This is a genomic window from Mycobacterium sp. DL592 (assembly GCF_011694515.1).
Lineage (GTDB): Bacteria > Actinomycetota > Actinomycetes > Mycobacteriales > Mycobacteriaceae > Mycobacterium.
Map to the genome: position 1 here is coordinate 2486187 of NZ_CP050192.1, position 23632 is coordinate 2509818.

Sequence of the window (23632 nt, forward strand, 5' to 3'; positions counted from 1 at the left end):
CCTCTCATTGGGCTTGGCCGCACGCTAACCGGGGGCACCGACAAGAACGGGCCGAGTTGGTGGCCGTCCCGGTGTGGCAGCCCGGATCTGTCGGTGCCGCTGCCTACCGTCGACAGCTGTGGACGGCCCCTCGATCGACGCTCAGCTGAGCTTCGCCGACATCGACCCGGCCGCCGACGTGTCCCTGCGGGACACCACGTTCGTGGTCGTCGACCTGGAGACCACCGGGGGGCGGGCCACCGCGTCAGCAGACGGCTCGCGCGACGCCATCACGGAGATCGGCGCCGTCAAGGTCCGCGGCGGCGAGGTACTCGGCGAGTTCGCCACCCTGGTCGACCCGCAACGGGCCATCCCACCCCAGATCGTCCAGCTCACCGGCATCACCACCGCGATGGTCCACGACGCACCCACCATCGGATCGGTGCTGCCGATGTTCCTGGAGTTCGCCCGCGGCGCCGTCCTGGTCGCCCACAACGCGGGTTTCGACATCGGGTTCCTGAAGTCGGCCGCCGAACAGTGCGGCATCACCTGGCCGCGCCCACCGGTGTTGTGCACCGTGCGGCTGGCCCGCCGGGTGCTGACCAGGGAGGAGGCGCCCAGCGTCCGGCTGGCCACCCTGGCCAAGCTGGTGGGCTCGGCCACCCAGCCCACCCACCGGGCGCTCGACGACGCGCGCGCCACGGTCGACGTCCTGCACGCGCTGATCGAGCGGGTCGGCAACCAGGGCATCCACACCTACGCCGATCTGCGCGGCTACCTGCCCAACATCTCCAACGCCCAGCGCAGCAAGCGGACGCTGGCCCAGCGACTGCCGAACCGGCCCGGGGTGTACCTGTTCCGCGGGCCGACCGGCGAGGTGCTCTACGTCGGGACGGCCACCGATCTGCGCCGCCGGGTGGGCCAGTACTTCAACGGTGCGGACCCGCGCGGCCGGATAAAGGAGATGGTGGCGCTGGCCACCGCCGTCGACCACGTCGAATGCGCGCACCCGCTGGAGGCCGGTGTGCGCGAGTTACGGCTGCTGGCCGCCCACGCCCCGCCCTACAACCGTCGCTCCCGCTTTCCGCACCGCTGGTGGTGGGTGGCGTTGACCGACGAGGCCTTCCCGCGGCTGTCGGTCGTCCGCCGGCCGCGCCACGACCGGGTGATCGGCCCGTTCCGGTCCCGCGCCGACGCCGTCGACACCGCCGAACTCGTCGCACGCTTCACCGGCGTGCGCACCTGCACCGCCCGGATCAGCCGCACCGGCGAGCACGGCCCGGCCTGCCCCGAACGCGAGATCGCGCCCTGCCCAGCGCCGCGCGGGGCCACCGCCGCCGACTACCTCCCGGCGCCCGAGCGGGCCGCTGCGCTTATCGACGGGTTCGACAGCAGCGCACTGGCGCACGCCGTGGCCCGCGTCGAGGAATTGGCCGCCAGGTCCCGCTACGAGAGCGCCGCACGGCTGCGCGACCAGACCGCGGCCGCGGTGGACGTGCTGTGGCGTGGACAGCGGCTGCGGGCCCTGGCCGCCGTCGAGGAACTGGTGGCCGCCGCACCCGACGGCGCAGGCGGCTGGCAGCTGGTGGTCATCCGGCGCGGGCAGCTCGCCGCCGCCGGGGTGGCCGCCCGCCGGGTGCCACCCATGCCAGTGGTCGAGGCCCTGCAGGCCTGCGCCCAGACTGTCCTGCCGGAGTCGGCACCGCTGGGTGGCGCACTGGTCGAGGAGACCGCGCTGATCGCCCGCTGGCTGGCCGCCCCAGGCGTCCGAATTGTCTGCGCGACAACAGGTTTCGCTTCACCAGCAGGCTCGGCGGGGCCGTGGGCGCCGTGGGCGGCCGCAGCGCGCTCGGCCCGGCTCGCCGCCGAACAGGCCCAGCGGCTGGACTCAGAGCTCCTGGGTGAACCGCACCCAACGCGCCAGCAGCTGCTCGGCCGCCCCAGAGTCGATCGCCTCGGCAGCCCGGCCCAGCCCCTCCTCCCAGGACGGCAACCATTCGGCGTGGCTGGATAGTCCCGCGTGGGCGACCATCGCGCCGGCCGCATTGAGGACGACGGCGTCGCGGACCGGGCCCGTCGCGCCGCCCAGCACATTGCGCGCCTCGGCGGCGTTGAACTCGGCGTCCCCGCCGACCAGCTCCTCGATGTGGGCGCGGGGGAATCCGAAGCCGAGCGGGTCGAAGGTCAGCTTGTCGATCGTCCCCGCCTGCACCCGCCAGATCGTGCTCGTGGTCGTCGTGGTCAGCTCATCGAGCCCGTCGTCGCCGTGCACGACGAGCACGCTGCACCGGCGCGCGGCGAAGACCCCGGCCATCACCTCGGCCAGATCTCCGAACGCGCATCCGATCAGACCGGCCCGCGGCCCGGCCGGATTCGTCAGCGGCCCAAGCAGATTGAACACCGTCGGCACGCCGATCTCCCGGCGTGGAGCGCCCGCGTACTTGTAGGACGGGTGGAACACCGGCGCGAAGCAGAACCCGATGCCGACCTCGGCCACGCTGCGGGCGACCTCCTCGGGGCCCAGGTCGATCCGCAGCCCCAGCGCCTCGAGCATGTCGGCGCCGCCGCTCTTGGACGACGCCGCCCGGTTGCCGTGCTTGACCACCGGCACGCCGGCGGCCGCCACCACGATCGAGGCCATCGTGGACAGGTTGACGGTGTTCGCGCGGTCGCCGCCGGTGCCCACGATGTCGACGGTGTCGGTTCCGATCACGTCGGTCGGTACCCGCTTGGCGTAGCGCAGCATGGTGTCGGCCAACTCACGCACCTCGGCAGCCGTCGGGCGCTTCATTTTCATCGACACGCCGAAGGCGGCGATCTGAGCCGGTGTCGCGGCTCCCGTCATGATCTGGTCCATGGCCCAGCCGGCCTCCCCCGACGCGAGCTCCTCCCCGGCGGTCAACCGGCCCAGGAGCTGCGGCCATGTCGAGATCGGGGGGTCGGACTGGGGGTGCGAATCGGGCTCGGTCACGCGCCGATATTCGCACGCCGCCCGGGAACTTCACAGTGCCGGCCAACGACAGTTATGACCAATTCGGCCCCTGGCTGTACCTCGACAACTACAAAGCGTCATACTTCTTGATGTGACGAGCGCTGTTGGCACTTCGGGAACTGCGATCACATCGCGCGTACATTCGCTGAACCGGCCGAACATGGTCAGTGTTGGCACTATCGTGTGGCTTTCCAGTGAACTGATGTTCTTTGCTGGACTGTTCGCGATGTACTTCACTGCCCGTGCTCAGGCCGGCGGGGTATGGCCGCCGCCACCGACCGAGCTGAACTTGTATCAGGCGGTGCCGGTGACGCTGGTGCTGATCGCGTCGTCCTTCACCTGTCAGATGGGTGTGTTCGCGGCCGAGCGCGGTGACGTGTTCGGGCTGCGCCGCTGGTACACGATCACCCTGGCGATGGGCACCTTCTTCGTGCTCGGCCAGGCCTACGAGTACTACCACCTGGTGACTCACGGGACCACGATCCCGGGCAGCGCCTACGGCAGCGTCTTCTACCTCGCGACCGGCTTCCACGGCCTGCACGTGATCGGCGGTCTGGTGGCGTTCGTGCTGCTGCTGCTGCGCACCCGGATGGCCAAGTTCACACCGGCGCAGGCGACTGCGGCGATCGTGGTGTCCTACTACTGGCACTTCGTCGACATCGTGTGGATCGCCCTGTTCGCGACGATCTACTTCATCCGTTGATGAGAAGGGGTTCGATGCTCAAGACAACCGGGCGGTTCGGATCCGGCATGAGCGACAAATCGCGCCGCCGACTGCGTCGCCGGCTGACGGGCGCAGTTCTGCTGCTGGCCGGCCTCGGTTTCGCCGGTGCGCTGGCTGCCACGCTGACGCCCACGCCGCAGGTCGCGGTCGCCGACGAATCGCAGTCGGCGCTGCTGCGCACCGGTCAGCAGCTCTACGACACGGCCTGCATCACCTGCCATGGCGCCAACCTCCAGGGCATCGACGGGCGCGGACCAAGCCTGGTAGGTGTCGGCGAGGCGGCGGTCTACTTCCAGGTCTCGACCGGCCGCATGCCGGCGATGCGTGGCGAGGCGCAGGCCCCCCGCAAGGCTCCGATCTTCGACGAGAACCAGATCGACGCCCTCGGCGCCTACATCCAGGCCAACGGCGGCGGCCCACTGGTCCCCCGCGACGCCAACGGTCAGATCGCCGACCACTCGCTGCTCGGCAACGACGTGGCCCGCGGTGGCGACCTGTTCCGGCTCAACTGCGCGTCCTGCCACAACTTCACCGGCAAGGGCGGCGCGCTGTCCTCGGGCAAGTACGCCCCGGAACTCGAGCAGGCCACCCCGGCCCAGATCTACACCGCGATGCTGACCGGCCCGCAGAACATGCCGAAGTTCTCCGACCGCCAGCTTTCGCCGGAGGAGAAGAAGGACATCATCGCCTACGTCCGGACGGCTTCTGAGACAACGAATCCCGGCGGTTACGGACTCGGCGGCTTCGGACCTGCGCCGGAAGGCATGGCGATCTGGATCATCGGCATGGTCGCCACGATCGGTGTGGCGCTGTGGATCGGGGCGCGGGCATGAGCGCCCAGCGAGTAGCGAAGGCGGATCGCGCATGAGCGACGTGAACAAGCCGACTGACGAGCAGCTCGCGGAGATGTCCCGCGAGGAGTTGGTCGAACTCGGCGGCCGGATCGACGGCGTCGAGACCATCCTCAAGGAGCCGCGCTGGCCGGTCGAGGGCACCCGCGCCGAGAAGCGCGCCGAGCGACTGGTGGCTTTCTGGCTGCTGCTCGGCGGCGTGTCCGGTCTGGCCTTGCTGCTGGTCTTCCTGTTCTGGCCGTGGGAGTACAAGCCGAACGGCGCCAAGGGCAACTTCCTGTACAACCTGGCCACTCCGCTCTACGGCCTGACCTTCGGCCTGTCGATCCTGGCGATCGGTATCGGCGCGGTGCTGTTCCAAAAGCGGTTCATCCCGCAGGAGATCTCGGTCCAGGAACGCCACGACGGCGCATCCTCCGAACTCGACCGCAAGACGGTGGCGGCCAACCTCACCGACGCCCTGGAAGGCTCGACGATCCGGCGGCGCAAGGTTCTCGGCCTGTCGCTCGGTATCGGCATCGGCGCGTTCGGCGTCGGCACGCTGGTGGCATTCGTCGGTGGCCTGATCAAGAATCCGTGGAAGCCGGTCGTGCCCACCGCCGAAGGCAAGAAGGCGGTGCTGTGGACCTCCGGGTGGACCCCGCGCTTCAAGGGCGAGACCATCTTCCTGGCCCGCGCCACCGGCCTGCCGGGTGAGTCCCCGTTCGTCAAGATGCGCCCGGAGGATCTCGACGCAGGCGGCATGGAGACGGTGTTCCCGTGGCGGGAGTCCGACGGTGACGGCACCACGGTGGAGTCGCACGAGAAGCTCTCGGAGATCGCACTGGGCGTGCGCAACCCGGTGATGCTGATCCGCATCAAGCCGGTCGACATGCCCCGGGTGGTCAAGCGCAAAGGCCAGGAGAGCTTCAACTTTGGCGACCTGTTCGCCTACACGAAGGTGTGCTCGCACCTGGGCTGCCCGTCCTCGCTGTACGAGCAGCAGACCTACCGAATCCTGTGCCCGTGCCACCAATCTCAGTTCGACGCACTGCATTTCGCTCGGCCGATCTTCGGGCCGGCCGCGCGGGCACTGGCACAGTTGCCGATCACCATTGATCAAGATGGCTATCTGGTCGCCAACGGCGACTTCATCGAACCTGTCGGACCCGCATTCTGGGAGCGCACATCATGAGTTCCAAGATCGCTGATCGCCTTGCCGCCCAGGGCGATGCCATCGACTCCCGCTACCACCCGTCGGCCGCGGTCCGGCGACAGCTGAACAAGGTCTTCCCCACGCACTGGTCGTTCCTGCTGGGCGAAGTCGCGATGTACAGCTTCATCGTCCTGCTGCTCACCGGCGTGTACCTCACGCTGTTCTTCGACCCGTCGATGGCCGAGGTCACCTACAACGGCGTCTACCAGCCGCTGCGCGGCGTGCAGATGTCGCGGGCCTACGAGACGGCCCTGGACATCAGCTTCGAGGTGCGCGGCGGTCTGTTCGTCCGTCAGGTCCATCACTGGGCGGCCCTGATGTTCGCCGCGGCGATCATGGTCCACCTGGCCCGCATCTTCTTCACCGGCGCATTCCGCCGCCCGCGTGAGGCCAACTGGGTCATCGGCTCGCTGCTGCTGATCCTGGCGATGTTCGAGGGCTTCTTCGGCTACTCGCTGCCCGACGACCTGCTGTCGGGTACCGGCGTCCGCGCCGCACTGTCGGGTATCACGATGGGTATCCCGGTCGTCGGCACCTGGATGCACTGGGCGCTGTTCGGCGGCGACTTCCCCGGCAACATCTTCATCCCCCGCATCTACGCGCTGCACATTCTGCTGATCCCGGGAATCATCCTGGCGCTCATCGGAGTTCACCTCGCGCTGGTGTGGTTCCAGAAGCACACCCAGTTCCCCGGCCCCGGCCGCACCGAGAAGAATGTCGTCGGCGTCCGGGTCATGCCGGTGTTCGCGGTGAAGTCGGGCGCGTTCTTCGCGATGGTGCTCGGCATCCTCGGCCTGATGGGTGGCCTGCTGCAGATCAACCCGATCTGGCAGCTGGGCCCCTACAAGCCCTCACAGGTGTCCGCCGGTAGCCAGCCCGACTTCTACATGATGTGGACCGACGGCCTGATCCGTCTGTTCCCACCATGGGAGATCTACTTCGGCCACCACACCATCCCGCAGCCGGTATGGATCGCGTTGGGCATGGGTCTGGTCTTCATCCTGCTCATCGTGTGGCCGTTCCTGGAGAAGAAGTTCACCGGGGACGACGCACACCACAACCTGCTGCAGCGTCCGCGTGACGCACCGGTCCGCACCGCGGTCGGCGCCATGGCGATCTCGTTCTACATCCTGCTGACCTACGCATGCATGAACGACATCATCGCGCTCAAGTTCCACATCTCGCTGAACGCGACGACGTGGATCGGCCGCATCGGCATGCTGGTGTTGCCGCCGCTGGTGTTCTTCATCGCCTACCGCTGGGCGGTGGGCCTGCAGCGCAGCGACCGCGACGTGCTCGAGCACGGTGTGGAGACCGGCATCATCAAGCGGCTGCCGCACGGTGCCTACATCGAGCTGCACCAGCCGCTGGGCCCGGTCGACGACCACGGCCACCCGATTCCGCTGGAGTACCAGGGCGCTGCCCTACCGAAACGGATGAACAAGCTGGGCTCCGGTGGTGCACCGGGTCGCGGCAGCTTCCTGACAGCCGATCCGGCTTCCGAGGATGCCGCGCTCAACGAGGCCGCACACGCGACCGAACACAAGGCGCTCACCGCGCTGCGCGAGTGGCAGGACGACGAGTTCGACTCGCGCGGCAACGGTTCGAGCGGCAATGGTTCGAACGGCAACGGCCAGCACTAGCAGTTCCACAGTCGAAACCCCGGGTCTTCGGACCCGGGGTTTCGGCGTTTCTGCCCGTCGCTAGTCCGGTGGCTTGTGCCAGATGAGCAGGTAGCGCCAGAACAGGAGTCGGCGAACGGTCGAGCCGGGCAGGATCTGGCGCGTCAGCTCCCCCCATCTGACGGGTGGTGAGCGGGGCACGGTCACTGACCGGCATAACGTCGTGGGTTGCTTCGTGCGCGTACCACGGCCGCCCGCTCAGGGGGCGCAGCGCCGCGAAGGCCACGCCCCACACCGGATTCAGCAGCACCGAGGCAAGCTCGGAGTGCCACTCTCCCGCCACGTCCCGGGCCGGCAGTCCCACCGATCGAGCGCATCGACGTGGTCAGCCCGTTTTGCCGCCTTCGCGGCCAAAGCGCCTGCCCCGCAGCCGACGTCGAGAACACGCCCGCACCTCGGCGGGAGCTCGTCGAGCACGAGCCGGTGGTAGTAGGCGTTGTGGTCCCAGGCGAGGCTCACTGAGCCGGAGCGGCCTCGTCCAGTGCGTTGCGCAGCTCGCGGAGATAGAACACCGGGATCACCGGCATGGCGATCGTGACGACTGCCGACACCCCGAGGGCCACCCAGGCCGCGGTGTCGCTGCCGACGGCCAGCAGATAGGTCGCCAGTGAAACCCCGACCAGTGCCAGGCCGATGGCTCCGAGCAGCGTCGCGCTGCCCCGCAGCCACAGGCGGTCCAGCTGGGTCGGCGGAATCAGCAGGTCGGCCCGCGAACTCGAGGACTGGGCGAATGCCGGCTGATACGGCTCGTACGGGTCGACGGTCGCACCGAACACCTTCAACTTCTCCGTCGGCGCCTCTGCGGGCCGCCCAGCGGCCGGAGCGGGGGTCTGTGCGGCCGGCGTGGCGGGCCGCGGCCGCGCGGGCAGCGGTGGCTCGGTCTGTGCGGCGCGCCGGGCGCGCAGCAGCAGCGGGATGGCGCCGACGATGATCAGCGCCGAAACCACAATGACGCTGTAGAGCACCCAGGGTGTCTGCTTACCCTCGCCGCCGAGGGTGTGCCCCCGGCCGAGATCCACCAGCGCGACGATCGCGACGACCGTGACCGCCAACAGCACCAGCCAGATCGCCCCGCATATCCCGACCAGCAGGCGGTCCACCGTCTGCGGCGATCGCCCGTCATCCTCTGTGGCCCCGGCCCCGGCGGGCCCCGTGTCGCGTGTCATCAGCAGCTTGTCTGCGCAGCGTTGTTCTGATTGGACGACAGCACTGTTCCGTCACTGGTGGTGATGGCGCAGTTGAGCTTGCTGACCAGGAACAGGCTGGAGGCCTGCACTGAGCCGACATCGGATTGTGAGATGGGCGTCACGGTCAGCGACCACGGGATGTAGACGTTGCGCTGGGTGCGGCGACGCCCCGAGGCGTCGACATACGTCACCGTGATGATGTCACCGGGCGCCTTCGTCCCGGTGACGCTGTAGGTCACCTGGCGCGGCCCGGCAGGCGTAGTCGTGGTAGGCGGCGGCGGGACCGTGGTGGTGATCTCGTCCTGCACCGGCGGAAGGCTGACAGACGTCGTCGTCGCAGGCGTGGCCAGCTCGTTGGTATCGGTGCTCGTCACCAGGAGCGACACCGACACCACCAGAGCGATGGCCGCGATGATCGCGGTGACACCGACGACCCAGGGCCATTTGGGCGGCTCGGCGTCTTCGACCACGTCGGCGGCCGAGTCGTAGTTGTCGTAGTCGTAGAGCCGGGGATCGGGTGCGACGTAGGGGCCGGCGGTCCACTGCTCCGACTCGGGGGCAGAGTAGGCCTGGAACCCAGTGCCGCTGGTGTCCTCGCGGTACTCGGGGGTCGGTTGATCCGAGGGCTGACCGCCCGGCTCCTCATGTGGCGGATTCGGCCCGCTCATCCTCGCCTGTCCTCTTTCGACTACATCACCGCAGCACGCGGGCCAAGGACTGGCGCGCAGCGTGCCGACGGATCGCGTTGCCCTGGCAGAACCCTACCCAACCGGGCGGGCAGGGCGCGTCGCAGCACACCGTTGGGCGCCAAGTGACGCCTTGTTGTGACCTTCGGGTGGTCAGTGCTTCTCGGGCCCGACGTAGTACTCGAAGACCAGACCGGACACGGCGGCGAGCACGAAGACGACGCCGGCCGCGATCAGCCAGGGCAGCCACAGGGCAGCGCCGACGGCAGCGGTCGAGAAGGACAGCGCGATCAGGATCGGCCACCAGCTGTGCGGGGAGAAGAAGCCCAACTCCCCTGCGCCGTCACTGATCTCGGCGTCTTCGTAGTCTTCGGGCCGGGTGTCGAGACGGCGCGCCACGAACCGGAAGAAGGTTCCGATGATCAGCGACAGGCCGGCGGTCAGCACCAGCGCGGTGGTGCCTGCCCACTCGATACCCCCGTGGCCGAACAGTGCGGTGAGCACCCCGTAGACGACGGCGGCCAGGACGAAGAACGCGGTCAGGATTTCGAACAACCTGGCTTCGATATGCATTGAGCCCCTCCCCTACTTGCTCGCCTGCGGAATGACCTGCTCGCCCCGACGGGTGTCGAAGGGGTGAGTGGTGGTCGCCGTCGGCGACTGGTTGATGGCTTGCAACGCTTCGGCATTGGTCTTGCCTGCGATGCGGGCGTCCATGTAGGCCTTGAAGTCGTTGGCCGAAACCACGCGGACCTCGAAGTTCATCATCGAGTGGTAGGTGCCGCACATCTCAGCGCAGCGCCCGACGAACGCCCCGGTCTGCTGGATCTCGCTGACCTGGAACTTGTTCTCCGAGTGGTTGGCTTCCGGGTCCGGGAAGACGTCGCGCTTGAACAGGAACTCGGGCACCCAGAACGAGTGGATGACGTCGGCGGAGGCCACCTGGAACTCGATGCGCTTGCCGACCGGAACCACCAGGACCGGGATCTCGTCGCTGGTGCCCAGCGTCTCGACCTTGTCGAAGTTGAGGTAGGTGCGATCCTCCGGGTTGAGGCCGCGGACCGCGCCGACGCGCTCTTCGCCGTGGGCGTCCACACCCTCGGGCTTGGACACCATGGCCGCCTTGCGGGCGGGGTCGGCGCCGTCGTAGTTGAACGTGCCGTCGGTGAAGGCGATCTTCTGGTAGCCGAACTTCCAGTTCCACTGGAAGGCGGTCACGTCGATGACGACCTCGGGATTGGCGTCCCTGTGCACCACCTTCTCCTGCACAACGACGGTGAAGTAGAACAGCACGGAAATGATCAGGAACGGCACGACGGTCAGCACCAGCTCCAGCGGCATGTTGTAGCCGAACTGGCGGGGCAGCGACTCGTCGCCCTTCTTCTTGCGGTGGAACGTGATGGTCCAGAAGGTCAGGGCCCAGACGATCACGCCGACGACGAGCGCGGCGATGACCGAGCCCACCCACAGATCACGCATGGAATGCGCTTCCGGAGTGATGCCCTTGGGCCAGCCGAGGCCCAAGACTTCCTGCCAGCTGCACCCGCTGAGCGTCAGCGCCAGGACACCGAAGGTGACGGCCAGCGCCACCGAACGGAGCCGGGATCCGCGGGTCTTCACTTTGGCGCCTCCTGTTTCAAGGTCCTGCTCGTGGCCCTAATGAACCGCATTTTTCGGATCGCGGGAACTTTTCCGCGCATCGAATACTACGCAGCGTAGACCACGCGCGAACAGCAAGCCCGGCACACCTCCAATTCGGTCGTGTTCCGTCATTTCCCCGACGGCGCCGTGGGTTCGAAGCACCGGTGGCCGTGCGGCATACTTGGCCGCGTGTGCGGACTGCTTGCCCTGGTTTCAGCCCCGGCAAGCGGCATCTCGCCGGCGACGGTCGAGGCGGTGGCCGGCGCGTCGCACCTGATGCGCCACCGGGGACCCGACGAACCCGGCACCTGGGCCGACGAACAGGTAGTCCTCGGTTTCAACCGGCTCTCGATCATCGACATCGCCCACTCACATCAGCCGTTGCGCTGGGGCCCGCAGGATGATCCCGAGCGCTACGTGCTGGTGTTCAACGGCGAGATCTACAACTACGTGGAATTAAGGGCGGAGTTGCGCTCCGCATACGGCGCGGTGTTCGCCACCGATGGTGACGGCGAGGCGATCCTGGCCGCCTACCACTTCTGGGGTACCGAGGCGCTGAGCCGGCTGCGCGGGATGTTCGCCTTCGCGCTGTGGGACACCCGCGAGCAGGTGCTGTTCTGCGCCCGCGACCCGTTCGGCATCAAGCCGCTGTTCATGGCGACCGGCCCCGGCGGCACGGCCGTCGGCAGCGAGAAGAAGTGCCTGCTGGACCTCGCGGCGGAGCTGAGCCTGGACACCGGGATCGACGAGCGCGCGGTGCAGCACTACACGGTGCTGCAGTACGTGCCCGAACCCGAGACCCTGCATCGAGGCATCCGGCGGCTGGAGTCGGGCTGCTATGCGGTGATCTCCCCCGGCGAGGCGCCGAAGATCAGCCGCTACTTCGTCCCGCGATTCGCCGCGAAACCGTTCACCGCGGGCAGCGAGCAGGCCCGCTACGACGAGATCACCGCGGTTCTCGAGGATTCGGTGGCCAAGCACATGCGCGCCGACGTCACGGTCGGGGCGTTCCTGTCCGGTGGCATCGATTCCACCGCGATCGCCGCGCTGGCGATCCGGCACAACCCGCGGCTCATCACGTTCACCACCGGCTTCGAACGGGAGGGCTTCTCCGAGGTCGACGTGGCGGTGGCCTCCGCGGAAGCGATCGGCGCGCGGCACGTCGCGAAGGTGGTCAGCCAGGCGGAGTTCGTGGCCGCGCTGCCCGAAATCGTCTGGTACCTGGACGAACCGGTGGCCGACCCGGCGCTGGTTCCGCTGTTCTTCATCGCCCGCGAAGCCCGTAAGCACGTCAAGGTGGTGCTCTCCGGCGAAGGTGCCGACGAACTCTTCGGCGGTTACACGATCTACCGGGAACCGTTGTCGCTCAAGCCTTTCGACTACCTGCCGCGGCCCTTGCGTAAGTCGTTGGGCCGGGCCTCGCGCCCGCTGCCGGAAGGGGTGCGGGGCAAGAGCCTGCTGCATCGCGGGTCGCTGACGCTCGAGGAGCGCTACTACGGCAACGCCCGCAGCTTCTCCGACGAGCAGCTGCGCGCCGTGCTGCCGGGCTTCAACCCGGCCTGGACGCACACCGACGTCACCGCGCCGATCTACGCGCAGTCGGCCGGCTGGGATCCGGTGGCCCGCATGCAGCACATCGACCTGTTCACCTGGCTGCGCGGCGACATCCTGGTCAAGGCGGACAAGATGACGATGGCCAACTCGCTGGAGCTGCGGGTGCCGTTCCTGGACCCCGCGGTGTTCGCGGTGGCCTCGCGGCTGCCGTACGACCAGAAGATCACCAGGACCACCACCAAGTACGCGCTGCGCCGCGCACTGGAGCCGATCGTGCCCGCCCATGTGCTCAACCGAGCCAAACTCGGCTTCCCGGTGCCGATCCGGCACTGGCTGCGCTCAGGGGAACTGATGGAGTGGGCCTACGAGATGATCGACCGCTCGCAGGCCGGGCACCTGGTCGACATCGCGGCGGTACGCACCATGCTCGACCAGCATCGCGCCGGCGAGAGCGATCACAGCAGACGGCTGTGGACGGTGCTGATCTTCATGCTGTGGCACGCGATCTTCGTCGAGCACAGCATCACCCCGACGATCAGCGAGCCGCACTACCCCGTGCAGCTCTAGCTGAGCGCCACTTCCGCTATCTGTCGGCGCCGAGCGCCTCAGCGATCTCCTCGGCGGCCTCGGTGCCGTAGGCGTCGGCCAGCCGCGTCTTGGCCACCGCCGGGTCCCACGTCCAGTTCTGGGTGCCCGTGGTCTCCAGCACCAGCACGGCCACCAGCGAACCGAGCTGGGCGGCCCGTTCCAGACCCAGGCCCGCGCTGCGGGCGGTCAGGAAGCCGGCCCGGAAGGCATCGCCGACACCGGTCGGATCCACCTGGGCGATTTCGGGGACGACGTCGACGTGGATGCTGGTGCCGTCGGGGCTGACCAGGTCGACGCCCTTGGCGCCCAGCGTGGTCACCCGCAGGCCGACCTGGCTGAGCACGTCGGCGTCGGTCCAGCCGGTCTTGGACAGCAGCAGGTCCCATTCGTAGTCGTTGGTGAACAGGTAGGTCGCGCCGTCGATGAGCTGCTTGATCTCGTCGCCGGAGAGTCGGGCCAGCTGCTGGGACGGGTCGGCGGCGAACGCCAGGCCGAGGGTGCGGCATTCGTCGGTGTGCAGGAACATCGCCTCGGGGTCGTTGGCGCCGACGATCACCAGCTCCGGTGTGCCGGTCGAGGCGACGACGTCCGCGAGCTTGATGTTGCGCGACTCCGACATCGCACCCGGGTAGAAGGAGGCGATCTGGGCCATCTCGGTGTCGGTGGTGCAGACGAACCGCGCGGTATGCGCCGTCTGAGAGGTCAGCACGCCTGTGCAGTCGACCCCGGCTGCCTCCAGCCACGTGCGGTAGTCGGCGAAGTCCACGCCGGCCGCGCCGACCAGGGCGGCTTTGCCGCCGAGGACGCCGATCGCGTAGGCCATGTTGCCCGCGACGCCGCCGCGGTGCACCACCAGGTCGTCGACGAGGAAGCTCAGCGACACCTTCTGCAGGTGTTCGGCGAGCAGCTGCTCGGAGAACCGCCCGGGGAAGCGCATCAGGTGGTCGGTGGCAATGGATCCGGTCACCGCGATGGTCACGAAGCGTCCGCCCTTCAATTGATAGCTAACCTAGGTAACCATACCCGCGTCACGCGGCCGCTCATTCCCGGCCGGTGCGCTAGCCTGCCTACAAGAGGCGACTATATGGCCCTGCATCGGTGCCGATGTGGGCGGTAGGTCCGGATCCCTTTCCGCAGACCCCAGGAGACACATCGATGGCTGACCCCTTTCCGCCGCCTGCGCAGGCCGGCGCCGAGGGTCATCCCTTCCCCGGTCAACCCGGCTACTCCGAGCCTTACCCCGAGGATCGGTTCGGCCCACCGGGAGTAGCGCCGCAGGGTGCCCAGTATCCGGGCGGCTATCCCGGGATGTTGCCGCCGCCGGTGTCCTACGGCCCCACCAGGCCCCGCCGCCGCAAGGTGGTGTGGCTGAGCGTGCTCGCGGTGGTCGTCGTCGGCGCTCTCGTCGCGACGCTGTTGGCCATTCGATCTGAGCGGCCCGCGAGCGCGACAGGCGCCTTCACCGACGCCGCAGCCAAGGCGACCATTCAGAACTACCTCACCGCGCTGGCCAACGGTGACACCGAGACGATCGCGCGAAACAACCTGTGCGGCATGTTCGACGCGGTCAAGGACCGCCGCGGCGACCAGGCACTGGCCCGGCTGGCCAGCGATGCGTTCCGCAGGCAGTTCGCCCGCGCCGAGGTGACCTCGATCGACAAGATCGTGTTGTCGTCGTCGTACCAGGCCCAAGTGCTGTTCACGATGAAGGTGGCGCCGACGTCGGCGGCGCGCAACGGCCGTGACGAGGAGCAGGGTGTGGCGCAACTGCTGCGCCAGGACAACCAGTTGCTGGTGTGCTCGTACCTACTGCGAACGGCCGCCCAGTTCTGAACGAAGTGAAGAACTGAATCAGCTCCAGTTCTGAACGAAGTGAAGAACTGAATCAGCTCCAGTTCTGAACGAAGTGAAGAACTGAATCCAGTTCTGAACGGGCGGCCGTCGCTAGCGGTGCGTCAGTTGAACGAGTCGCCGCAGGCGCAGGAGCCGGTGGCGTTCGGGTTGTCGATCGTGAAGCCCTGCTTCTCGATGGTGTCGACGAAGTCGATCGTGGCGCCCTGTACGTACGGGGCGCTCATCCGGTCGACGGTCAGGTTGACGCCGCCAAACTCCACGGTGAGGTCACCGTCGAGGGCGCGGTCGTCGAAGAACAGGTTGTAGCGAAGGCCTGCGCAGCCACCGGGCTGTACCGCGATACGCAGCGCAAGGTCGTCGCGTCCCTCCTGGTCGAGCAGGGACTTGGCCTTGGCGGCCGCGGTGTCGGTCAACGTCACGCCGTGGGCGGTCGTGGTCGTGGTCGACTCGTCGGAAACAGTCATTACGTCTCCCTCATGCAGATGTCTGTCGTGGGGTTCCCGTGGGGGTTAGGCCCACCTGGTCAACGGTACCTTGTTCGGCCACTATTCCCGACTCAGGCGCTACACGCAGTGCCCAGGTCGGCCGCGGTGCGCTCGGCCAGGCCGGTCAGCTGGCGGGCGGCGTCGTCGATGGCGAGCTGAACCGACCCGGCGTAGTCGGCGATCGCGTGTGCCGCCGTGATGCCCTCGTCGCGCAGGACCGCGGGGTCGAGGGTGACCTGGCCGGCCAGCACCAGCACCGGGATGCCGCGCGGGCGGGCGCCGGCGGCCAGCGCGCTGACCACCTTGCCGTGTAGGGACTGGTCATCGAACCGGCCTTCGCCGGTGACGATGACGTCGGCGGTCGCGATGTCGGTGGCCAGCCCGGTGTGCTCGGCGATGACCGCCGCACCCGACTCTCGGGTGGCACCGAGGGCCAGCAGCGCTGCGCCCAGTCCCCCGGCCGCACCGGCACCGGACAGTGCGCTGACGGGCTGACCGGCCAGCGCGTCCAGCCGCGCTGCCCAGGCCGTCAGTCTCTGCTCCAGGATCTCCACGGTGGGCGGGTCGGCGCCCTTCTGCGGGCCGAAGATCCGGGCCGCTCCCATCGGTCCCAGCAGCGGGTGTTCGACGTCGGTGGCAGCGATCAGCCGGATTCCGTCCAGGCTCTCACGGGCGGCGCGCAGCCCGCCGAGGGCGTCGATGAGGCCGCGGCCGCCGTCGGTGCAGCCGCTGCCGCCGAGGCCGACGACGATGGTGCCTGCGCCGGCGAGCAGTGCCGCCGCAACGAGCTGACCGACGCCGCGGCTGTGGGCCGCCAGCGCGGTGTCGACGGTGGGCGGCCCACCGAGCAGCGCCAGCCCGCAGGCCTGCGCGCATTCGATGTAGGCGGTGGAGGTCGCGTCGTCGTAGACCCACTCGGCGTCCACGTCCTCGGTCAGCGGACCGCTGACCCGGGTGTGCCGGACACCGCCGAGCCGGTCGGCGAGTACACCGATGAAGCCCGGCCCCCCATCGGACTGCGGTGCCCGGACGATCTCGTCCGCCGGGCGGGCCCGCAGCCAACCGGCGGCGATGGCGTCGGCGGCCTGGACTGCGGTGAGGCTGTCGCCGTAGCAGTCCGGGGCCACGAGCACCCGAAGGGCGGCCTGGGAGCCGGTCATTCCTGCAGGGTAAGGCGCGGCATCGTGAGGTGCATGCCGGGCTTGCAGCGTGGCGAAGTAACCTGGCAGGCGTGAAGCTGCTGGGTCGCAAGAACGACGACGGCGACGCGCCGGAGGCCGAGCCGACGGTGGTCGAGGACCCGGCGGCGCGTACGACTGCGCCGAAGGGCAGGCCGACGCCCAAGCGCAGCCAGTCCGAGAAGCGCCGCGGTCCGGTCGCGCCCGCTCCGATGACTACTGCCGAGGCACGCAAACGCCGCAAGGAGATGCGCGCGACGCTGACCAAGGAAGAGCGCAAGGCCGAGAAGCTGCAGCGCCGCGCCGCGATGAACGACCGCCGCGAGCGCATGATGGCCGGCGACGAGGACTACCTGCTGCCGCGCGACAAGGGCCCGGTGCGCCGCTACGTGCGCGACATCGTCGACTCGCGCCGCAACGTGCTGGGACTGTTCATGCCCGCGGCGCTGTTCATGATCTTCGTGATGCTCGCGCTGCCCAAGGTGCAGCTGTTCATCTCGCCGGCGATGCTCGTGCTGATGGCGATCATGGGCCTCGACGCGGTCCTGCTGGGACGCAAGGTGAACAAGGCGGTCGCCGCGAAGTTCCCGGACAACACCGAGGGCGCGTTCAAGCTCGGTATGTACGCGGCGGGCCGGGCTTCTCAGATGCGCCGCATGCGCGCCCCGAAACCTCGGGTCGAGCGCGGCGCACAGGTCGCCTGAGTTCACCCGCACGGTGCGCACCCTGGTGCTCGGCGGAATCAGGTCGGGCAAGTCACGATGGGCGGAGACAGCGATCAGCGGTGAGCAGGCGGTGCGGTATCTGGCCACCGGGCCGGTGGCGGACTCCGACTCGTCGTGGGCGCAGCGGGTGGCCCGGCACCGCGACCGCCGGCCGGCTTCGTGGCGCACGGTGGAGACCGCCGACGTCGCGGGGCAACTGCGCGCCGAACCACATACCGCGACGCTGGTCGACGATGTCGGCGGCTGGTTGACCGCGACACTGGACCGGTGCGGCTGGGACGGCGGCCCGGTGGACGATGACGTCGACGAATTAGTCACGGCGGTCGGCGAATTCGAGGGCCCGCTGGTGTTGGTCAGCCCCGAGGTCGGCCTGACCGTGGTGCCCGCGACGGCATCCGGCAGGCGTTTCGCCGACGAGCTGGGCACGCTCAACCAACGCCTCGCCCAGTGCTGTGAGCGGGTGGTCCTGGTGGTCGCGGGGCTGCCGGTATGGGTCAAACCGACGAAAGTGCCGAACTGATGGAATTCCCTCCCGTTGCCCCGCCGGACTCGCGCGCCGCAGCGGCCGCTCGCCGCAGGCAGGAGATCCTCACCAAGCCCGCGGGCGCACTTGGCCGCCTCGAGGACCTCTCCGTGTGGGTGTCATCCTGCCAAAGCTCATGTCCACCAAAGCAGTTCGAACGCGCCCGGGTCGTGGTGTTCGCTGGTGACCACGGGGTCGCACGCGCCGGGGTCTCGGCGTATCCGCCCGAGGTGACCGCACAGATGGTGGCTAACATCAGCGCAGGTGGCGCCGCAATCAATGTACTCGCCGAGGCGGCGGGCGCATCGGTGCGCGTGGTGGACATCGCGGTGGACTGCGACGGGCCCGCTGACGACTACAAGGTCCGCCGCTCCAGTGGCAACATCGCCGTCGGGGACGCGCTGAGCGAGGACGAGGCGATCGCCGCGGTCGAGGTCGGCAGGCGTATCGCCGACGAGGAGGTCGACGCCGGGGCCGACCTGTTGATCGCGGGCGATATGGGCATCGGAAACACCACGGCTGCAACGACTTTGATCGCCACCCTCACCGACACCGAGCCGGTGGTCGTCGTCGGCCGTGGCACCGGCATCGATGACGCCGGCTGGTCCAGAAAGACGGCGGCGGTGCGCGATGCGATGTACCGGGCGCGGCGCCTGCGATCAGACCCGCTCGGCCTGTTGCGGACGTGCGGCGGCGCCGACCTCGCCGCGATGGCGGGGTTCTGCGCACAGGCCGCGGTGCGGCGCACGCCACTGCTGCTCGACGGCGTCGTGGTGACCTCGGCGGCGCTGATCGCCGACCGGATGGCGCCCGGGGCGCGGGCGTGGTGGCAGGCCGGGCACCGCTCCACCGAACCGGCGCACACCCTGGCGCTCGATCACCTGGGCCTGACCCCGATCATCGATCTGGGTCTGCGCCTCGGTGAGGGCACCGGCGCCGCGGTGGCCCTGCCGATCGTCCGCGCCGCTGTCGCAACCTTGGCGTCGATGGCCACATTCGAAGGTGCGGGCGTCTCGGACCGTGTCACGGACTGATCGTGTTCGGCTCGCTGGCAACGGCTTTCGCGTTCGGAACGGTACTTCCCGTACCCTCGCGCGGGCCCGGCGTCGGGCGGGCGACCATGTCGGCTTTTCCGGTGGTCGGCATGACCCTCGGCGTACTGGCGGCCGGCTTGCTCTGGGCAGCACAGTGGGCTTTCGGACCGCATAGTCCGCTGGCCGGGGTGATCACGGTGGCCGCTCTGCTGCTGGCCACCCGGGGCCTGCACATCGACGGGCTGTCCGACACGGTCGACGGGCTGGGCTGTTATGGGCCACCAGAGCGGGCCTTGCAGGTGATGCGCGACGGGACGGCAGGCCCGTTCGGGGTGGCGGCCGTGGTGGTGGTGGTGGTGACCCAGGCGCTGGCGTTCGCAGCCGCCGGTACGGGGCTGACCGGACTCGCCTGCGTGGTCACGGCCGTGACGACCGGCCGGGTGGCGGCAGTGCTGGCGTGCCGGCGCGCCGTGCCGGCCGCGGCCGGAAGTGTGCTCGGTGATCGTGTCGCAGGCACCCAGCCCTGGTGGGTGGCGACGGTGTGGGTGCTGGCCGCTGCCGCACTGTCGGTGCCGGCGACCGGACTGCCGTGGCAGGGTCCGGTGACGGTGGCCGCGGTGCTGGCGCTTTCGGTTGTGATGGTGCGTCATTGCGTACGCCGGTTCGGTGGGATCACCGGAGACGTGCTGGGTGCGGTGATCGAACTGGCGACGACGCTGTGCGCCGTCGGGTTGGTGATCGGTGCCCGATGAACCCGACGTTTTCGGCGTGGCCGGTTGCCTCTGAGGTCTAGCCTGTCGACAGAACCGCAGGGGGTGCCGTGGACGAATCAAGCAGACTGCCCGACGCTGACTGGTTTCGTCGCATGGCCGACAGCAATGGTTTGGTCTTCTTCGTCCTGAGGGTGCAGCCGGATCTTGCCTTCGAGTTCATCAACGATGCCCTCGAGGCCCAGATCGGTGTCTCGGCCGGTGAGGCGCTCGCCGACGCTGAGGCGTTGCTGGGCAGGATCGATCCGGAACACGCCGACCGCATGGCCGAGACGCTGGCACTGCCGCCCGGCGCCGAGGCGAGCGTCGAGTTGGTGTGGCGACACCGCGACGGGTACGACACGGCCAGCCGGGTGCAGGTCCGGTCCCGCCGTCGCGAGGACGGCTCGGTGATCCTGGAGGGCTCCGCACGAGACATCACCCAGCTGCGCGAGGCCGAGATGGAACTGCGTCAGTCCGAGAAGCGGCACCGGCTGATGGCCGAGAACGCCTGGGAAGTGATCTGGACGATGGCGATGGACACCTCCATCACCTACGTCAGTCCGGCCGTTGCGCGTGTCCGCGGCCTCACTCCCGACGAGGCGATGCGCGAGTCGCTGGCCGAGGCGCTCACGCCGGATTCCGCCGTGATGGCGTTGGAGTACTTCCAGCAACTCTTCGAGGCCAAGGAGCGCGGCGAGGAGCTGCCTGTCTTCCGCGGCGAGCTCGACTTCTACCGCAAAGACCAGTCCATCATGAGCGCCGACTTACAGGTGATCCCCCACGTCGACGACGACGGAGAGATCGTCGAGCTGCTCGGTGTCAGCCGCGATATCAGTGAGCAGAAGCTGGTCGAAGCAGAGTTGCGCAAGTCCGAGGAGCGATCCCGCCTGATGGCCGAGAACGCCTGGGAGATCATCTGGACCGCCGACCCCAACGGACTGGTGACCTACGTGAGCCCATCGGTCGAGCGGGTCCGCGGCGTGCCCGTCGAACAGGCCATGAACCAACCGCTCGAGGAGATCTACCCGCCCGAGTCGGCCGCCAGTATTCACGACTATTTCGTCGATCTGCACGCCGCGATCCGCCGCGGCACAGCGTTGCCCGGGTATCGGCAAGAGGTCGAGATGTACCGCGGTGACGGCACGACCATGGTCGCCGAGACGCAGGTCATCCCGCACCTCGACGAGAACGGGCGGGTGGTCGAGATCATCGGCGTGACCCGAGATGTCAGTGAGCGCAAGGCGTTCGAGGCGGAGCTGAAGCGGCTGGCGGTCACCGATGCGCTGACCGGGGTGTGGAACCGCCGCCACGGCGAGGAACTGTTCAACGCCGAGCTGCGAGATGCCCACCAGAGCGGTCTGCCGCTGACTCTGCTGATGCTCGACATCGATCACTTCAAGTCGATCAACGACCGGTACGGCCATCAGGCCGGCGACCGGGTGCTCATCGAGGTGAGCCGCCTTCTGCAGGCGAACCTGCCCGGCACCGACGTGGTGTCGCGTTGGGGCGGTGAGGAGTTCGTCATCCTGCTGCGCGGTGCGGACATGGACGATTCGTTGCCGACCGCCGAGAAGATCAGGGCGCAGATCGCCGACACGGTCTTCGCCGACGTCGGTCCGGTGACCGTCAGTATCGGCGTCGCCGAACTGAAGAAAGGTGAGCAGCTCGACTCCTGGCTGGGGCGCGCCGACGAGGCGCTGTACCGGGCCAAGCGCTCCGGGCGCAACGCGGTGCGCAGCTAGCCGAGCCGGGTCATCCAGCCGTGGTTGTCGGCGAAGGTGCCGCGCTGGATTCCGGTCAGGGTGTCGCGCAAGGCCATCGTGACCTCGCCGGGTTCGCCGTCGGCAATGGTGAACTCGCCTTCGCCGAACTTCACGTGCGACACCGGGGTGATCACCGCGGCGGTGCCGCAGGCGAACACCTCGGTGATCTCGCCGGCTGCCACGCCCTTGCGCCACTCTTCGACGTCGATCTTGCGCTCCTCGACGGCGAAGCCGCCGTCACTGGCCAGCTGTAGCAGCGAGTCGCGGGTGATGCCGGGCAGCAGCGACCCGCTGAGTTCCGGGGTGACCAGTCGGGCCGACCCGCCGCTGCCGAAGACGAAGAACAGGTTCATCCCGCCCATCTCCTCGACGTAGCGGCGTTCGATTGCATCCAGCCATACCACCTGGTCGCAACCGTGCTCGGCGGCCTCGGCCTGCGCCAGCAGGGAGGCAGCGTAGTTGCCGCCGAACTTCGCCGCGCCGGTGCCGCCCGGGCTGGCCCGCACGTACTCGGTGGACAACCACACACTGACCGGCTTGATGCCGCCCTTGAAGTAGGCGCCCGCCGGTGAACCGATCACCAGGTAGCGGTACTCCGAGGCGGGCCGCACGCCCAGGCCGGGCTCGGTGGCGATGATGAACGGCCGTAGGTACAGCGACTCCTCGCCGCCGGCCGGCGGCACCCACTGCTCGTCGACGGCGATCAGCTGCCGCAGCGATTCGATGAACGCGTCCTCGGGCAGTTCCGGGATGGCCAGCCGGCGTGCCGAGCTGCGCAGCCGTGCGGCGTTGGCCTCCGGGCGGAACGACACGATCGACCCGTCGGCCCACCGGTAGGCCTTGAGTCCCTCGAACACTTCCTGGGCGTAGTGCAGGACGATCGCCGAGGGGTCCAGCTCGATCGGGCCGTAGGGCAGCACACGGGCGTCGTACCAGCCGCGCTCGTGGGTGTAGAGCACCGACACCATGTGGTCGGTGTGGTAGCGGCCGAACCCGGGGTCGGACAGGATCTGGGCCCGTACCTCGTCGGTCACCGGGTTCGCGTTGCGCTCAACCGTGAATTCGAGGGGGCCGTTGGTCATAACCGAAATTGTAGACCGAGCCGCTATCGAGTTTTGACCTCGACGAAGGGCGGCTTGACGACCTCACATTCGATCCCGCGGCCGCGGACGTCGACGGTCACCGTCGCACCGTCTTCAATGCCGGCTCCGGCGTCGATGAGGGCAAGGGCGATACCGACTTTCAGTGTCGGGGAGAACGTCCCCGACGTCGTCACGCCCACCGGCTCGGAGCCGTCGAGCACGGTGAGGTCGGGGCGCAGCACGCCGCGTCCGACGGCACGCAGGCCGCGCAGTAGCCGCCGCGGGCCGGCTTCTTTTTCGGCCAGCAGCGCGTGGCGGCCCCAGAACGCGTCCTTCTTCCAGCCGATGGCCCAGCCGCACCGCGCCTGCAGGGGCGAAATGTCCAGCGACAGTTCATGGCCGTGCAGCGGGTACCCCATCTCGGTGCGCAAGGTGTCGCGGGCACCGAGGCCGGCCAGCTGACCTCCGGCGTCGCCGACCGCCGCCACCAGGGCGTCGAACACCGTCGGCGAGGACGCCCACGGCGGCAGCAGCTCGTAGCCGTGCTCACCGGTGTAGCCGGTGCGGCAGACCCGTACCGGCACACCGGAGTACTCGGCGTCGGCATAGCCCATGTAGTCCATGTCGGTGGGCAGCCCCAGCGCGGCCAGCACCTCGGTGGACCGCGGGCCCTGGACCGCAAGGACCGCATACGAACGGTGCTCGTCGGTGACCGAAATACCATGCGGAGCAAGCTTTTTCAGCTCAGCAACCACGGCCGCGGTGTTAGCCGCGTTGGGCACCAGGAAGATCTCGTCGTCGCTGACGTAGTAGGCGATCAGGTCGTCGATCACCCCGCCGCTCTCGGTGCAGCACAGCGTGTACTGGGCTTTGCCGGGGCCGATGCGGCGCAGGTCGTTGGTCAGTGCGGAGTTCACGAACTCCGCGGCACCCGGGCCGACGACGAGCGCCTTGCCCAGGTGGCTGACGTCGAACAGGCCGACCGCCTCCCTGGTGGCGGTGTGCTCACCCACGGTGCCCGCATAGGACACCGGCATGAGCCATCCGCCGAAGGGGGCGAAGGTGGCGCCCAGCTCGCGGTGCTGGGTCTCCAGGGGGCCGTGCAACAACTCCGATGTGTCGGTCACGGCCACCAACATTAATCGCACCTCGTTAGG

The 23632-nt window shown here is 68.6% G+C and carries 22 protein-coding genes and 1 pseudogene; 12 read left to right on the top strand and 11 right to left on the bottom strand.

The window, feature by feature from the left end:
* Positions 1 to 178 precede the first annotated feature (178 nt).
* Positions 179 to 1930 (top strand): annotated as a pseudogene (locus HBE64_RS12020) (DEDD exonuclease domain-containing protein); the annotation flags it as partial.
* On the opposite strand, the gene trpD reads toward HBE64_RS12020, so the two are convergent.
* A complete protein-coding gene (gene trpD / locus HBE64_RS24725) occupies positions 1868 to 2950 on the bottom strand; it encodes an anthranilate phosphoribosyltransferase (RefSeq protein ID WP_243841587.1) in 1083 nt (360 codons plus the stop codon). The pseudogene HBE64_RS12020 and the gene trpD sit on opposite strands and share 63 nt — an antisense overlap.
* Before the next feature lie 112 nt (positions 2951 to 3062).
* On the opposite strand from trpD, the gene HBE64_RS12025 reads away from it, so the two are divergent.
* Genes HBE64_RS12025 through HBE64_RS12040 form a run of 4 tightly spaced genes read left to right on the top strand, consistent with a single transcriptional unit; the run spans position 3063 to position 7384 of the window.
* Positions 3063 to 3674 carry a heme-copper oxidase subunit III gene (locus HBE64_RS12025; RefSeq protein WP_167102070.1) on the top strand — a complete coding sequence of 204 codons (612 nt, stop codon included), beginning with the start codon at positions 3063 to 3065 and terminating at the stop codon, positions 3672 to 3674.
* Between the two features lie 14 nt (positions 3675 to 3688).
* Positions 3689 to 4528, top strand: coding sequence for a c-type cytochrome (locus HBE64_RS12030; protein ID WP_243841588.1), 840 nt, complete (start codon positions 3689 to 3691; stop codon positions 4526 to 4528).
* Positions 4529 to 4559: 31 nt separating this feature from the next.
* The gene (locus HBE64_RS12035) at positions 4560 to 5720 is read left to right on the top strand and encodes a ubiquinol-cytochrome c reductase iron-sulfur subunit (protein ID WP_167102076.1); all 1161 of its coding nucleotides are present in this window, start codon (positions 4560 to 4562) and stop codon (positions 5718 to 5720) included.
* Positions 5717 to 7384 (top strand): cytochrome bc complex cytochrome b subunit, encoded by a 1668-nt coding sequence (locus HBE64_RS12040; RefSeq protein WP_167102079.1) that lies wholly within the window; start codon positions 5717 to 5719, stop codon positions 7382 to 7384. The genes HBE64_RS12035 and HBE64_RS12040 overlap by 4 nt, the downstream gene beginning before the upstream one ends.
* Positions 7385 to 7663: 279 nt before the next feature.
* Here HBE64_RS12040 and HBE64_RS24730 read toward each other — a convergent pair whose 3' ends face one another.
* The 5 genes from HBE64_RS24730 to HBE64_RS12065 form a co-directional block, all read right to left on the bottom strand.
* Positions 7664 to 7882 carry a methyltransferase gene (locus HBE64_RS24730; RefSeq protein WP_167102082.1) on the bottom strand — a complete coding sequence of 73 codons (219 nt, stop codon included), beginning with the start codon at positions 7880 to 7882 and terminating at the stop codon, positions 7664 to 7666.
* Positions 7879 to 8589, bottom strand: a complete 711-nt coding sequence (locus HBE64_RS12050; protein ID WP_167102085.1) for a DUF2561 family protein — start codon at positions 8587 to 8589, stop codon at positions 7879 to 7881. Before HBE64_RS12050 ends, HBE64_RS24730 begins: the two co-directional genes overlap by 4 nt.
* The gene (locus HBE64_RS12055) at positions 8589 to 9278 is read right to left on the bottom strand and encodes an MmpS family transport accessory protein (RefSeq protein WP_167102088.1); all 690 of its coding nucleotides are present in this window, start codon (positions 9276 to 9278) and stop codon (positions 8589 to 8591) included. Before HBE64_RS12055 ends, HBE64_RS12050 begins: the two co-directional genes overlap by 1 nt.
* A 171-nt stretch (positions 9279 to 9449) precedes the next feature.
* On the bottom strand, positions 9450 to 9869 hold the full coding sequence (locus HBE64_RS12060; protein ID WP_167102090.1) for a cytochrome c oxidase subunit 4: 420 nt from the start codon (positions 9867 to 9869) through the stop codon (positions 9450 to 9452).
* Positions 9870 to 9881: 12 nt separating this feature from the next.
* Positions 9882 to 10916 (bottom strand): cytochrome c oxidase subunit II, encoded by a 1035-nt coding sequence (locus HBE64_RS12065; RefSeq protein WP_167102093.1) that lies wholly within the window; start codon positions 10914 to 10916, stop codon positions 9882 to 9884.
* 210 nt (positions 10917 to 11126) lie between these two features.
* Here HBE64_RS12065 and asnB point away from each other — a divergent pair, with 210 nt between their 5' ends.
* Positions 11127 to 13058: an asparagine synthase (glutamine-hydrolyzing) gene (gene asnB / locus HBE64_RS12070; RefSeq protein ID WP_167102097.1), complete on the top strand. Its 1932-nt coding sequence runs from the start codon at positions 11127 to 11129 to the stop codon at positions 13056 to 13058.
* A 16-nt stretch (positions 13059 to 13074) separates the two neighbouring features.
* Here the strand turns inward: asnB and HBE64_RS12075 are convergent, their stop codons facing one another.
* Complete coding sequence (locus HBE64_RS12075) at positions 13075 to 14058, bottom strand: carbohydrate kinase family protein (protein ID WP_167102100.1); 984 nt, start codon at positions 14056 to 14058, stop codon at positions 13075 to 13077.
* A gap of 176 nt (positions 14059 to 14234) precedes the next feature.
* On the opposite strand from HBE64_RS12075, the gene HBE64_RS12080 reads away from it, so the two are divergent.
* A complete protein-coding gene (locus HBE64_RS12080; protein WP_167102103.1) occupies positions 14235 to 14912 on the top strand; it encodes a hypothetical protein in 678 nt (225 codons plus the stop codon).
* Positions 14913 to 15034: 122 nt separating this feature from the next.
* Here the strand turns inward: HBE64_RS12080 and HBE64_RS12085 are convergent, their stop codons facing one another.
* Positions 15035 to 15397, bottom strand: coding sequence for an iron-sulfur cluster assembly accessory protein (locus HBE64_RS12085; protein WP_167102106.1), 363 nt, complete (start codon positions 15395 to 15397; stop codon positions 15035 to 15037).
* 92 nt (positions 15398 to 15489) lie between these two features.
* The gene (locus HBE64_RS12090; RefSeq protein ID WP_167102109.1) at positions 15490 to 16578 is read right to left on the bottom strand and encodes a glycerate kinase; all 1089 of its coding nucleotides are present in this window, start codon (positions 16576 to 16578) and stop codon (positions 15490 to 15492) included.
* Positions 16579 to 16649: 71 nt separating this feature from the next.
* Between HBE64_RS12090 and HBE64_RS12095 the strand changes: the two genes are divergently transcribed.
* The 5 genes from HBE64_RS12095 to HBE64_RS12115 all read left to right on the top strand — a co-directional run bounded on the left by HBE64_RS12095 (position 16650) and on the right by HBE64_RS12115 (position 21372).
* Entirely contained in the window at positions 16650 to 17300 is a 651-nt protein-coding gene (locus tag HBE64_RS12095; RefSeq protein WP_167102113.1) for a DUF3043 domain-containing protein, read from the top strand.
* Between the two features lie 13 nt (positions 17301 to 17313).
* Positions 17314 to 17841 carry a bifunctional adenosylcobinamide kinase/adenosylcobinamide-phosphate guanylyltransferase gene (locus HBE64_RS12100; RefSeq protein WP_167102115.1) on the top strand — a complete coding sequence of 176 codons (528 nt, stop codon included), beginning with the start codon at positions 17314 to 17316 and terminating at the stop codon, positions 17839 to 17841.
* Entirely contained in the window at positions 17841 to 18878 is a 1038-nt protein-coding gene (gene cobT / locus HBE64_RS12105) for a nicotinate-nucleotide--dimethylbenzimidazole phosphoribosyltransferase (protein WP_167102118.1), read from the top strand. The genes HBE64_RS12100 and cobT overlap by 1 nt, the downstream gene beginning before the upstream one ends.
* A 2-nt stretch (positions 18879 to 18880) precedes the next feature.
* Complete coding sequence (locus HBE64_RS12110; RefSeq protein ID WP_167102121.1) at positions 18881 to 19630, top strand: adenosylcobinamide-GDP ribazoletransferase; 750 nt, start codon at positions 18881 to 18883, stop codon at positions 19628 to 19630.
* A 113-nt stretch (positions 19631 to 19743) separates the two neighbouring features.
* Positions 19744 to 21372 carry a sensor domain-containing diguanylate cyclase gene (locus HBE64_RS12115; protein WP_167102124.1) on the top strand — a complete coding sequence of 543 codons (1629 nt, stop codon included), beginning with the start codon at positions 19744 to 19746 and terminating at the stop codon, positions 21370 to 21372.
* Here the strand turns inward: HBE64_RS12115 and HBE64_RS12120 are convergent.
* A complete protein-coding gene (locus HBE64_RS12120) occupies positions 21369 to 22475 on the bottom strand; it encodes a branched-chain amino acid aminotransferase (protein ID WP_167102127.1) in 1107 nt (368 codons plus the stop codon). The two genes, HBE64_RS12115 and HBE64_RS12120, sit on opposite strands and share 4 nt — an antisense overlap.
* A 23-nt stretch (positions 22476 to 22498) precedes the next feature.
* Positions 22499 to 23602 (bottom strand): glycine cleavage system aminomethyltransferase GcvT, encoded by a 1104-nt coding sequence (gene gcvT, locus HBE64_RS12125; protein ID WP_208300629.1) that lies wholly within the window; start codon positions 23600 to 23602, stop codon positions 22499 to 22501.
* Positions 23603 to 23632 lie beyond the last annotated feature (30 nt).